At 46.9% G+C, this 13,230-nt stretch carries 9 protein-coding genes; 5 read left to right on the top strand and 4 right to left on the bottom strand.

The genetic code is table 11. The features are described 5' to 3' along the window. The first annotated feature begins 216 nt into the window (after window positions 1–216). Together MARGE09_RS09455 and MARGE09_RS09450 are read left to right on the top strand one after the other, a co-directional pair. Entirely contained in the window at window positions 217–1,809 is a 1,593-nt protein-coding gene (locus tag MARGE09_RS09455) for a sensor histidine kinase (RefSeq protein ID WP_236987087.1), read from the top strand. A 22-nt stretch (window positions 1,810–1,831) separates the two neighbouring features. Then, window positions 1,832–3,211 carry a sigma-54-dependent transcriptional regulator gene (locus MARGE09_RS09450; RefSeq protein WP_236987086.1) on the top strand — a complete coding sequence of 460 codons (1,380 nt, stop codon included), beginning with the start codon at window positions 1,832–1,834 and terminating at the stop codon, window positions 3,209–3,211. A gap of 200 nt (window positions 3,212–3,411) precedes the next feature. Here the strand turns inward: MARGE09_RS09450 and MARGE09_RS09445 are convergent, their stop codons facing one another. The 3 genes from MARGE09_RS09445 to MARGE09_RS09435 all read right to left on the bottom strand — a co-directional run bounded on the left by MARGE09_RS09445 (window position 3,412) and on the right by MARGE09_RS09435 (window position 9,377). Continuing rightward, entirely contained in the window at window positions 3,412–7,089 is a 3,678-nt protein-coding gene (locus MARGE09_RS09445; RefSeq protein WP_236987085.1) for a PAS domain S-box protein, read from the bottom strand. Window positions 7,090–7,203: 114 nt separating this feature from the next. After that, window positions 7,204–8,925 carry a GGDEF domain-containing response regulator gene (locus MARGE09_RS09440; RefSeq protein ID WP_236987084.1) on the bottom strand — a complete coding sequence of 574 codons (1,722 nt, stop codon included), beginning with the start codon at window positions 8,923–8,925 and terminating at the stop codon, window positions 7,204–7,206. Next, a complete protein-coding gene (locus tag MARGE09_RS09435; protein ID WP_236987083.1) occupies window positions 8,925–9,377 on the bottom strand; it encodes a response regulator in 453 nt (150 codons plus the stop codon). The genes MARGE09_RS09440 and MARGE09_RS09435 overlap by 1 nt, the downstream gene beginning before the upstream one ends. 249 nt (window positions 9,378–9,626) lie before the next feature. Between MARGE09_RS09435 and rpiA the strand changes: the two genes are divergently transcribed. The 3 genes from rpiA (at window position 9,627) to MARGE09_RS09420 (ending at window position 12,165) form a co-directional block, all read left to right on the top strand. Next, window positions 9,627–10,304 (top strand): ribose-5-phosphate isomerase RpiA, encoded by a 678-nt coding sequence (gene rpiA / locus MARGE09_RS09430; protein WP_236987082.1) that lies wholly within the window; start codon window positions 9,627–9,629, stop codon window positions 10,302–10,304. 149 nt (window positions 10,305–10,453) lie between these two features. After that, window positions 10,454–11,689 carry a phosphoglycerate dehydrogenase gene (serA, locus tag MARGE09_RS09425; RefSeq protein ID WP_236987081.1) on the top strand — a complete coding sequence of 412 codons (1,236 nt, stop codon included), beginning with the start codon at window positions 10,454–10,456 and terminating at the stop codon, window positions 11,687–11,689. A gap of 59 nt (window positions 11,690–11,748) precedes the next feature. Next, on the top strand, window positions 11,749–12,165 hold the full coding sequence (locus tag MARGE09_RS09420) for an acyl-CoA thioesterase (protein WP_236987080.1): 417 nt from the start codon (window positions 11,749–11,751) through the stop codon (window positions 12,163–12,165). Here MARGE09_RS09420 and MARGE09_RS09415 read toward each other — a convergent pair. Next, the gene (locus MARGE09_RS09415; protein ID WP_236987079.1) at window positions 12,162–13,211 is read right to left on the bottom strand and encodes an alpha/beta hydrolase; all 1,050 of its coding nucleotides are present in this window, start codon (window positions 13,209–13,211) and stop codon (window positions 12,162–12,164) included. The two genes, MARGE09_RS09420 and MARGE09_RS09415, sit on opposite strands and share 4 nt — an antisense overlap. Window positions 13,212–13,230: the final 19 nt, after the last annotated feature.

Here is a 13,230-nt window from a genome sequence, read left to right as displayed (position 1 = left end):
GATACTGAAGCCATTGATACAAAGTGGGCGCTATTTTGGTTGAATTACCCAAACAACGCAAAGTGAATAGGTCGCGAACTTACACCGACACTTTTAGCATATCAACAAATGCCAGCCGCTTAATGATTAAAGGCCTGCAACTAGGTACCAGCAACCCTTAGCGCCTCCACCCAATATGCCAAAAAGCAGATTAGCGCAACAGCCATAGGATATACCGTGCTCGAGACCCAACACCCGCCGCATAACACCCGCCTACTTGGCGCTTACCAAGTTATTCGAGTACTTATCGGCCTTTTATTACTCGCCTTACAGCTAACAAGTAATGCCCACTCGGTACTTGGGTCACAAGAGCAAGACACCTATATATGGGCCAGCGCGCTTTATATCGGCGTATGTGTACTCACATTAGTCGTATGGCCACCGGCTAGCCTGCGGCATTCACACCACCGCCTTGTTGGCTCCTTGCTGTTTGATATTTCGATCATGCTGATTTTGCTGCATGCCAGTGGTGGCGTATCCAGCGGGCTGGGTTATCTCATTATTGTGTATGTCGCAATAGCCGCTATTTTTATCCGTGGCCGCCTCGCGATAGGCTACGCCGCCATGGCTAGCGTTATTATTATTGGTGATGCTGTATACGCCATGCTCTCGGAAGCACAACAAGAAAAAGAGCTGTTTGCCTCTGGCGTACTTGGTGCGGTTTTGTTTTTAACAGCCATCAGCTTTCAGCTACTTACCGAAAAAATACGTACCAGCGACTTAGCGGCAGCAACCCATAGCGCCTACGCCGAGCATTTACAAAAACTGGCACAAGCCATTATTACCCGCATGCGCACCGGCATTATTGTGGTTGACGACAACGGTAAAATCGAACTTATCAACGATTCAGCCCTTCAATTAATGGACTTGCCGCAATCAAAGAGCTACCGCCAAACACAACTAGAGGAAATTTCCTCACTTAAAGCGATTGTTGACGAATGGCGCGCCAATCCAATCAGCAAGCCCGCAAAGATCCATACGCTAACTAGCGGCCATGAAGTTCGCATCAGCCCTGCTGTTTTAAAACTAGGGCGCAATCAACGCACGGTACTCTATATTGAGGACAACCGCGCACTCACGCAGCAAGCTCAACACCTTAAACTTGCATCACTGGGCCGCTTAACCGCTAGCATTGCTCACGAAATTAGAAACCCTCTGGGCGCAATCAGCCACGCATCGCAGCTACTTAGGGAATCAGATCAAGTAACCGACGATGATAAGCGCCTTGTAGAAATCATTCTTCAGCACTGCGCGCGCGTAAATCAAATCATCGAGAACACACTGTCCATTTCACGCCGCAAAGAAGTACAAACGGCCATTGTCGATCTCAAACAATGGCTGCCTACATTTGTGGAAACCTACCAACAAGGCAATAATGCACGCATTAAGCTTTCGGTGGCGCCAGATACCTTACTGGTTCGCATTGATACTTCCCACCTCTCACAGGTACTCACGAACCTATGCGACAATGGCGCCCGATACAATGAAAAAGCAACCGGCCAAAAAGAAGTCGAACTCCATGCCGCCCGCAATGACAACAGCGATACGTCATTTATTGAAGTTATTGACCATGGCCCGGGCATAGCCCCGAGTGATTTAGAAGATATTTTTGACCCCTTTTACACAACCGATGCCGAAGGAACCGGGCTTGGTCTCTATATTTGTAAGGAGCTGTGCCAAATTAATCAAGCCAACCTTTTTCACAAAGCCTCCGAAAAGGGCAGCACTTGCTTTCGTATTGATTTTTCACACCATCAGCGAATAAACTAATCCGAGTAATTTAAAATTTATCATGAGCGAACTTTTTACAGCATTAATTATTGACGACGAACCGGATATTTGTGAATTGCTAGAAATGACATTGAATCGCATGGGCGTTCAATGCACGACCGCAAACAATGTCCTTAGCGCTAAAACACTACTCGAACGAAAAGCATTCAATATTTGTTTAACCGATATGCGTCTGCCTGATGGTAACGGCATCGATATTGTTCGGTTTATTCAAAAACATACTCCGCAGTTACCTGTTGCCGTAATTACCGCCCACGGCAATATGGATACTGCCGTTGAGTCGTTAAAAGCTGGAGCCTTTGACTTTTTATCTAAACCCATTGACCTTGCCAACTTGCGCACCCTCGTCAAAAATGCTTTAGCCTCCAACCAGCTCACCGACGATACCGCCCCCAAAACACAGTCGCGCTTATTAGGCGAATCGCCCGCAATAAAACAACTCGAACGGAGTATTGTTAAATTGGCGCGCTCACAAGCCCCTGTATATATCACTGGCGAATCTGGCAGCGGTAAAGAGCTTGTTGCCCGCTCCATGCATGAGCGAGGGCCAAGAGCCAATAGCCCTTTTCTTGCTGTTAACTGTGGCGCAATACCGCGCGAATTAATGGAAAGTGAGTTTTTTGGCCATAAGAAAGGCTCGTTTACCGGTGCCCACCAAGATAAGCAAGGCTTGTTTCGTGCAGCAGAAGGCGGCACGCTTTTTTTGGATGAAGTCGCAGACTTACCGCTCGATATGCAGGTTAAATTACTGCGCGCAATTCAAGAAAAAGCCGTTCGCGCTATCGGGGGTTCCGCCGAAGAACCCTTTAACGTTCGCATACTGTCTGCCACCCATCGCAATTTAGAAGCCGAAGTGGCAGAGGGTAATTTCAGACAGGATTTATTTTATCGACTCAACGTTATTCAACTCAATGTGCCGCCACTGCGCGATCGCAAAGACGATGTAGCGTTGCTAACGCATCACCTTCTTCAAAAATTAGCCGCAGACATGCAACTGGATACGCCCAAAATATCACCAGCAGCATTAAACGAGCTTGAACGCTATAGCTTCCCCGGCAATGTTCGCGAGCTTGAAAACATTCTAGAGCGCGCATTCACCTTGTGCGATACAGACACTATAGAAAGCCACGATTTACAACTCAAGCACGACGCCATCCTTACCGAAAACTTACCAACCTCCAGCATCCCTGTGATTAGCCACTATGAACGCGCGCTGGAATTCCCCAACATTGACGATTATCTCGCCGATATTGAAAAAGATATTATTCTTGGATCACTCGAAAAAGTGCGATGGAATAAAACAATGGCAGCTAAAGAGCTTGGCGTCACTTTCAGGTCGCTGCGTTATCGCATGCAAAAACTAGGTCTTGAAGAAGATTAACAACAAGGGGGCATTTCTAAAAATAGTAATTTTTGTGTGAGAGCAAGGAAGCACCGCCCAGAGAGCCGCAGTTTACGTGGTGTAAATGAGGACTCGAGGACGGAGCTGACGCTGCTACCGCGGAAAAAGTTCATTTTTAGAGATTCCCAAGGGTTAACAAGCCGTAAAACCTCAAAACGAGCTAGCCCTATCATTCCCCCCTAAACAGACAAAGGTAGCGAAAAATAAAAAGTGCTGCCTTTGCCCTTTTCTGATTCGAACCACAATCGTCCTCGGTGCTGGGCAACTACTTTTTGAACAATACTTAAGCCAATACCACTACCACCACCATACTCGGTACTGCCATGTAAACGCTTAAAGACTTCAAAAATCTTATCTCGGTACTCAGGCTCAATACCAATACCATTATCAGCCACATAAAAAACAACTTCATCATGACCGGCGTTACAACCAAGCTCTATTGTGCGCTCAGAGCCTTGACTATATTTCATCGCATTTGAAATAAGGTTTCTAAAAACTTCTTTTATTCGCACGCTATCGCAATAGACTACAGGCATAGGCGTCACATAACTTAAATATACATTTAACTCTGCCATACGGGGCAATAATGATTCCACCACCTCTGAAATAAGCACGTCAGCATTGACGTGCTTAAAAGCCAACTCTGTTCGCCCCAAGCGCGAATAATTCAACAAATCACTGATTAAACGCTCCATATGACCGGTTAATCGAGTAATACTTTGCAGCATGTCTTTACCGTCGCGATCCAACTGCTGGCTGTAGTCTTCTTGCAAAAAGGTTGCGTAATTGGAGATACCCCGCAACGGCTCTTTTAAATCATGACTTGCTATATGGGCAAAATCATCAAGCTCTTTATTTGAACGCTTAAGCGCTTCTGTTTTTTCGGCGTTATCACGTTGCAATAGTGTCTCTTCCGTTGAATCCCAAAGTACTCCTCGCGCACGGACAACTTTCCCATGCTCATCAGCAAAATACCGATATTTACCCGTTACCCAAATCACCTCGCCCGACAATTTAATTACGCGACAACAAAAATCGGTTACTTCTAGGTGACGGCGGGCATGCTCATCAACCATGCGAACATCCGCAATATCATGCGGATGGATCACATCGTCAATATCTTCTGGACGCTCAGAAAATGCACCCTCTGGCATTTCAAGTATTTGATATAAAGTCGCAGAAAAAACCAAACGGTTATCTGTCGCTTGCCACTCCCAACTTCCTAAACCGGCCGCATCCAAGCCCAGGGCAATTAGTTCATTGCGGCGCGCTAGATTTTCTTCGTACTCTAAGCGCGCATGTATATCACTAAATACAACAACCGCACCAAGGTTACTATCGTCGTCCGATAATAGCGGCGTACACACAAAGTCAACAGGCATCGGCGAACCATCGCCACGAAGAAATATCGCACTAGAGCAACGTGTAATTTGCCCCAGTGAACACGCTTTAAATATAGGGTCGCCACCTTCATTATTTCCATCAAAAATAGATTGATAAAAATTGATGTTTTTAATTTCCAATATTTCGTAGCCTAATAGTTCGCAGGCGGCCAAGTTCGCATAAGTAACATTTCCGACTGGGTCGATACCACAAACACCTTCACCCAAATTGGCCATAAGTAACCGCAGTTGGTTTTCACTATCGCGCAACGATTTTTGAGCACTGACTCGATCAGAAATATCTGCGATTAAGACGAGATATCGATAATCGCCTGCCCACCGGGCTCGTTTGAAAGTGACTTCAACAGGAAGCCAAGCCCCCTCGTTATTACACACCTTTGCAATAACTGTAATTGGTTGCGACTGCTCTGTATGCTGGCTAAGCATTTCGCGAATTATCGAAAAATCGCAATCGGGTAATATTTCTTTCAGGGTGGTTTTTTCAATTTGGATAGTAACAAGCTGCTGCGCGCTGCCATTGGCATAAGCGATAATGCCCGTTTCGTCTACCACGACTAGCGACATAGGTAGAGACTCTACAAGACTATCCAAGGTTTCATTTTGCCGGCGTTGCTCAGTGATATCTTCTGATATGCCCAGAATATACCGCGCGCTAGCATTGCTATCGCGAATAACAGTTTTACGCGTAAATAGCCAGCGCATCCCCATGGGGGTATTAATTGATTCCTCACCTACGACCAACGGGCCTTCATGGTCAAGAGCTTTAATATCAGCAGCGGTACGCTTAGCCGCTGTGTCGTCATCAAAAATGTCGTACACCGTTTTACCTTCATAATGGCTACGTGGTACACCCAATACCCGCTCCACATGGCGATTAACGCGTACGAATTTACGTGAAAGAGCGTCCTTCACATAAACAAATAACGGTAAGTTTTCAAAAATAGCATCTAGAAATCGCCGTTCTTCCTCAAGCTCTTTAGAGCGCTCGCTAACGGCATATTCTAAAGACTGCGCACTCACTAAAGCGCTTAAAATTAGCAGGGTAAAAATAGCAATTAAAAATAGCGAAAGCATACTGATATACAGCAATTTCTTTTGTAACCGATACTCCATCCAAACCAAATCGTAAACGGCCGTCAAGCGCCAACTGCGATCACCAAAAGCAATAATCTGGCGATATACTAAGTTACTACGGTTAGAAAATAGCTCACGGCCTCGGGATTGATACAATAAACGCCCAGACAATACATCCTCAATTTTAAATACCTTGTAACCATCTACATACTGCGCCCCAATTTCATACGCTAAATTTGAAACATCGACAGCAGAAGCTAACAATTTTGAAGGGTCATCGGGAAAAAGCTGGTGCAGCAATATAGCAACAAATGAGCCTGCCGATGTTCGCGCCAGGTCCAAACTGGGTAAAGTACGCACTTCCACCCGCGAAGATGCCGCCAATAAAACTCGCAAAGACATATTATCATTCGCTAAGGGCAAGCCTTTAAGCATCGGGAATGCGCTTTCTGGGTGAATGTACTCCAAAATATAATTATCTATTTCTGCTTCGTCACTCTCACTCGACTTAAGCAATGCCGTCGCAAAGTAAGGTGGATCCCGGTCAATCGCTTGATGCGCAGCCATAGCCTTTTCTGCTGCGGTCACATAACGCTCAGCGACTTGAAACCTATCCTCCATTAAAAAAAATCGCAACGTTTGCAGCTGTTGATAAACAGCATTAATTCGATGCTCTAACTCACGTGCGTTGTCATCTAATATTGTTTGATGCTCGAATTCCAACTGTGCGCGCAGCTGATGATACAGTGCGCCATAACACAGGGCCGCAACAGCAAACAAACCGGCAACCGGAATAACAATTCGCAACTTTCGGTAGCGGGATATCAAATGGTTTTTTAAATAAATTAGTAATAAACAAGGTGTGATAATGGCTACCGAGCACAAATTACCCAAGAATACACTTAGCGCCACATCCATACTGGCTTGTAAATCTATCTTGGCATAGAACTGCAAAAAAATAGTCAGGAAGGCTGCACTGATAAAAGCAGGCAATAAACCACCAGCAATAATCAACTGCAATAATTTTCTCGCATCCGCAAAAACCCACAGGTTCGTATCGCAATGCCGCTTAATAATCCAATGGCCAGCGGCAACTTGTATAACGGGCATAAGAATCAGTGCAACTAGCAGTACACTGCCCTTAACCGTTAAATACAGCTCGGTATTCAGCAGGTAGGTAGTGCATAATGCCGCGAATAACGAAAGTAAATGCCACTGCCCCCTCACCAATACCACCGCAAGGGCAACGCCTGCTAATGGCCAAAATACACTTTGGTAGCTGGCAGCAGGGGCTAAGGTTAAACTTAAATAAATACAAAAAGAAAAGGCAACAACAGACCCAAGTAGCTCAACTAAACGCAACCACCATTCATTGGGCATAAAGACACCCTCTATACGAGGGGCCTCGCAAATACGCTAGCGCAAACAAATAATCTTTTATTATCATAGAGGCTGAAGCCGCGTTAGCTAGAAGCATACATCCTCAACAACCCGCTAGGCTTGAGGGTTAACAAGGGGGAAGCGCTTAAAGAAATCTGGCCAGCCATCACCAACAGGCGCCGGCTTGCCAAAATAAAACCCCTGCAATAAATCACACCCAACTTGCGACGCCAATTCCAATTCGGCCGATGTTTCTACACCTTCAGCAATAATCTCTAAACCTAAACTATGCCCTAACGCGGTGACTGCACTAATCACTTTTTTGTTGCGCCCATCGCGTATATTATCGAGGAAGAAGTGCTTATCTATTTTCAAAGTATCCAGTGGTAGCTTTGTTAAATAAGCCATAGAGCTATAGCCTGTACCAAAATCATCAACCGCGATACGCAGGCCTTTTTTGTGCAATTGATTTAACAGTTCAACACTACGATCTGGATACAGCATTAATGTTGATTCAGTAATTTCTAACTCAACACGTCGTGGATCGACCTGGTGGCGCGCCAAAGATTCTTCCACTGCACGGCTGATAGATTTGCTATAACAGTAGTTAGCGGGAATATTCAGGCACAAATCGGCTCTCACGTTACCATCAGCCAACTTACGCGCTTGCGTAAATGCCTCATTAAATAACCAATCATGGAAACCATCAGCCAAACCCAGCCGGTCGATCATTTCGATGAGTTCCAGCGCATAGACATCGTAATCCAAACGCGGCCAGCGCGATAATACTTCTAAACGCTTTAGATCATAGGTTTGAGTGTCTACTATGGGCTGAAAAACAAGCGCCAAGTCTCCATTGGCAATAGCGGCTGGCAGGTCGCGCTCCAAAATTTGTTGCCGCGTCCACTCACGTTTATATTTTGCTGAAAAACTCACAAATTTGAGCGATTCACTACGTCTTGCCCGTTGCAGCGCCTCGTCGGCTTGTTTCAGTAAGTCATCGCCACTACTAGCTGTATCGGGGTATATCGATATCCCAATGGATATTTGAATCGCTTGCTCGCGGCCATTGATTACCATTGGCTGCTCGACAGCATCAACCAATTTTTGCGCGATTTTACTGCACATATCGGTTTCTACTTGTTCTAAAAGTATGGCAAATTCATCAGCCCCTAATCGCGCCGGCGAATCCGTTGCTCGGCAATTTTTGCGAATGCGCTCGGCAACCTCTTGTAATACCGCATCGCCGTACTCTTGGCCATGCGTCTCATTCATTGGTTTAAATTTATTAATATCTAAATGTAAAATAGCGCATTTTTGATTGTAGCGATTGCACCGATGAATAGCCTGCCCCAAACGATTTATTAACAAACTTCGATTGAGCAGCCCAGTTAAGGCATCGTAGTGCGCTAAGCGCGTTAATTGCTTTTGTAAATTAGCCGTTTGCAATGCACTGCGAATAGCGCCATAGAGGCGTGATGCATTAACCTCGCTTTTTACGAGGTAATCCTGCGCACCGTTTTGCAGCATTTCAACCGCAACTTCCTCATCACCTTCGCCGGTAAGCACAATGACAGGTAATACCTCAGCGGGAAATTCACGGCGAATATTTTTAAGTACTACCAAGCCGTTTTGGCCGGGTAATTGATAATCTAGAATGCAGCAACAAGGGTTGTATTGATGAAGCAAGCTTTCTATATCCTGCCCGCTTTCCAACTCAATAACTGAAGGGAAATCATGCTCGTACTTTTTCAAAAAGCGCTTATAAGCTGTGCGATCGTCGGCGTTATCGTCAACAATAAGTACTGGACGTGCAATTTCCAATTCCCCTCCCATTAGACGTCCTCAAAATACGATAACGGCAAACGCGCCGTTCTTAACCAAAAAGACAGCGTCGAATTAATTGCTTCGGTAAACCCCGATGTTGCTACAGGTTTTGTCACAAACGCATTAGCCCCCGCTTGATAACTGCGGCGGATATCCTCCGGCGCATCGGATGTCGTAAACATCACAACCGGAACGCTCATTAAACCGCGATGAGCGCGTAGCTTTTCCAATAGCGATATACCATCTGTGCCCGGCAAATTAATATCCAGCAGCAACAAACCCACATTCGCCAGTCGGCCCTCATCGGAGGTTAAAAATGCCAAAGCACTTTCTGCTTTATCAAACCGTTGTAATGGATTAATGACATTCAATTGCTTCAACGCGCGCTTAAGGACCAATAGATCGTCATCGCTATCGTCTACAACGCAAATACTGGGTGTTTTATATGTCGCTACTACCATATGGCCCGCCAAGCTTCCCATTCATTAATTGCGCATAAATTCATGGCCTACAACCAAAAGCATAGTAGAAGGCGCCAAAGCTGCAACACGCCAACATCACCTCAATAGTCACAGGTGCAGCGATACATAAAGGGCATCATCGCCGTTTAGTCGGTTGGGCCTTTAGGCTACAATGCACGCCAGAATTTATGCCCAACAGCGCATACGCCGCCATTAGCGCCCGACTCAGTATCAGGAGTACCTGCCAAGATGAATCAAGACCAATTGAAACTCGCCGTCGCACAAGCCGCCCTAGACTACATAGCACCAAAACTCGCCGCCAATAGTGTTTTAGGCATAGGCACAGGCTCTACGGCCAATTTTTTTATTGATGGGCTAGCGGCGCTTAAAAGCCAGTTCAAGTCGGCAGTGGCAAGCTCGGAAGCCAGCGCTAAACGCTTGCGCGGCCACGGCATTTTGGTTCAAGACCTTAACGACACCAATGGTTTAGACCTGTATATCGATGGCGCCGACGAGACCAACGCCAACTTAGAGCTGATCAAAGGCGGTGGTGCAGCTTTAACTCGGGAAAAAATTGTTGCCGCAGCAGCCAAAGAATTTGTGTGCATTGCCGACGAAAGCAAACAGGTCGAGACGCTGGGCCAGTTCCCCCTCCCGGTTGAGGTCATCCCTATGGCCCGCGAATATGTTGCCCGCGAGCTTTCTCGCCTAGGCGGCACCCCGATATACCGCGAAGGTGTTATTACCGATAACGGTGGCCTCATTTTAGATGTGGAAGGCCTTAGCATTACCGCGCCTTGCGAGCTAGAACGCCAAATCAACCAAATCACTGGTGTTATCACCAACGGTTTATTCGCCCTTAGGCCAGCCGACATCCTCTTGCTGGGTACCGCAAGCGGCGTTAAAACCTTAAAAGCAAGCGACTAAAAAACACCCAGAAAAGCAAGGGGTTGTGGTAGAATCGCGCCCCATTTTTGACATCAGCGCCAGAGGTTACTTCAACCCTAAGCGGCGCTAGTGCAGCAACCCCAGTTTCACTTTCATCATCTAAACGTTTTATTTTTAGGTAAGAGCATATGAGCGCGGCAAAGAAGTCACTCGATAAGAGCAAAATTAAATTTGTATTGCTAGAAGGCGTACACCAATCGGCAGTCGATACCTTAACGTCCGCCGGCTATACCAATATCGATTACTTGCCTTCTGCCCTCACCGGTGACGAATTGACCGAACGCGTCAAAGACGCGCACTTTATTGGTTTGCGCTCGCGTACCCAGCTGACCCGCGAAGTGTTTGAAAAAGCCGAAAAACTGATTGCTGTAGGCTGTTTTTGCATTGGCACCAACCAAGTAGACTTACAAGCAGCTCAAGAATATGGTGTTGCTGTATTTAACGCACCCTACTCCAATACCCGCAGTGTCGCTGAGCTCGTTATTGCTGAAGCCATCTTATTACTCCGCGGCATTCCTGAAAAAAACGCCGGCTGTCATCGCGGCGAATGGCTAAAGTCAGCCGCAGGTTCCTTCGAAATACGCGGCAAAACTTTAGGCCTTGTGGGTTACGGCTCTATCGGCTCGCAAGTGAGCGTATTGGCTGAGTCACTCGGCATGCGCGTTATCTTTTGCGATGTGGTCAATAAACTGCCTATGGGCAACGCATCTCAAATTCCTACGTTAGACGCCCTGTTGGCCAAATCCGATATCGTAAGCCTTCATGTACCCGAAATCGCAGCCACCAAAAACATGATAGGCGCCGAGCAATTCGCCAAAATGAAGAAAGGAGCCATATTCATTAACGCATCGCGCGGCACAGTGGTAGATATTGATGCACTTGCTGCAGCGCTCGAAAGTGGCCACCTTTCTGGTACAGCCATCGATGTTTTCCCCGTCGAGCCCAAAAGCAATAACGACGAATTCATAAGCCCATTGCGCGCATTTGATAACGCCATTCTAACCCCGCACATCGGTGGCTCTACTGCCGAGGCGCAGGAAAACATTGGCTTAGAAGTCGCAAGCAAGCTGGTGAAATATTCAGACAACGGCACCACCACCAGCTCGGTAAACTTCCCCGAGGTTGCCTTGCCCAGCCAGAATGACGTACACCGTTTATTACACGTACACCGCAACGAGCCCGGTATTCTTGTTGCCATCAACCAAATTTTTAGCCAAAACAACATCAACATCTGCGGCCAGTACCTGCAAACCAACGAAAAAGTCGGTTACGTCGTTGTTGATGTAGAGGCCGCCTACAGTGAGGTCGCCCTCGAGCAACTTCGCAATATCCCAGGCACAATCCGCTGCCGCGTACTGTTTTAAGCTCTGCTGGCCCTAAGTCGTCACCCGACTTAGGGTATGGCTACACCATCGAGACCATCATGGATAATGCTTCGCCAGACGATTTCCTTTTTAGCTTAGAGTTTAAGGTGCGCGACTACGAGTGCGACCTTCAAGGCATCGTTAACAACAGTGTTTACCAAAACTACCTTGAGCATGCACGCCACGAATTCTTTATTGCGAACGGATTTAGCTTTGCCAAACTGGCAAAAGAAGGGGTAAACCTTGTCGTCACGCGGGCAGAACTCGATTACAAAAAGCCTTTGCGTAGCGGCGATAGCTTTTGGGTGGGATTAAAGCTTAAGCAAAAAGGCGCTGCACGCGGGCAGTTTGAACAGCAGATATTCCGCAGCGGCGATAACGCTTTAATATTGAATAGCGTATTTACTTGGGCAGCCATTACACCAGAAGGCAAACCCATGAAAACAGCTTTTATTTTTGAACAGCTGGCGCTTTAGTCTAAATCGCGCTCATTAGTGTTTGGGTCTCGAAACCCGCTCGCATCAGCCCCTGAAGCCGCATGATTAGCTAAAAAGACCCCCACCGCCTTCACCAGCGGCCGGCGATATTCAGGTGACTCGTTCACTAAGTGATGCATGGCCTTATCTATTTGAAGCTGCTCAACATTAGATAACTTGCCACAAAATGCAGGCACATTAAAACGCCAGTCTACTACCCGATCACCCGTTCCTTGCACCAATAGCGCCGGCACATCAAGCTTCGGTTGCTGATCAAAATTAAAAGCCCACTCACGCATGGCCGTCACCCAGCGCACAGAAAGTCGCCGGCTTTGTAAGATATCGCTTGTCGCCAAAAAATGGTTAAACGATTCATTGTGCGAGTTAGTAACAAAAGAACGGTTTATCGAGCGAATAATCGGGGAAAAGGCTCGATAAACCATATTCACCCAGCGCCAGCGCACCGACCTTAATAACGGGGCCAATAAAATAATCGCTTGATATGGGCAGCTGTCGCCACACTTGGCAGCCCTAAAACAGTGATTTAGCACTACCGCGCCGCCAGTGCTTTGCCCTAACCCATAAGCAGGGCCTTGCATGCGGGATTCAAAATAAGCCACGCACTCAGCCAACACATCGGCGTAGCTGTCGAAGCTGTCGATTACCGTCGCTTCGCCATCACTTAGGCCGTGCCCGGGTAAATCAATGGCTACAACCGAATAACCCTGATCCAACAAATAGCGCACCGCAGGCTGATACAACCCCACATGATCAAATAAGCCGTGCACGACAAACACTGTGCCCCGCGCCTCACTCAGGCGCCAATAGTGGGTAGCAATGCGCCCCCAACGCCCCGCTTCGCCTTCTGGTGTGCGGTAGCCGCAATAATACTCAACCGATAAGCCCTTAAGCGTATACAAAAAACCATAAAACTCGAGGTAATGATAAAGTGCAGGCAGGTCAGTATTCGTGGTGCGACACATACGGTCGAGCGAGAACTCGCTAAAGGTCTTTTGTAGGCGTAGCAAATCGTGATGATCAAACATGTATTAAGCGCAACGAAAT

Source organism: Marinagarivorans cellulosilyticus (assembly GCF_021655555.1).
Classification (GTDB): domain Bacteria; phylum Pseudomonadota; class Gammaproteobacteria; order Pseudomonadales; family Cellvibrionaceae; genus Marinagarivorans; species Marinagarivorans cellulosilyticus.
The sequence above is the reverse complement of the archived record's forward strand: the minus strand, read 5'-3'. Positions and strand labels throughout refer to the sequence as shown.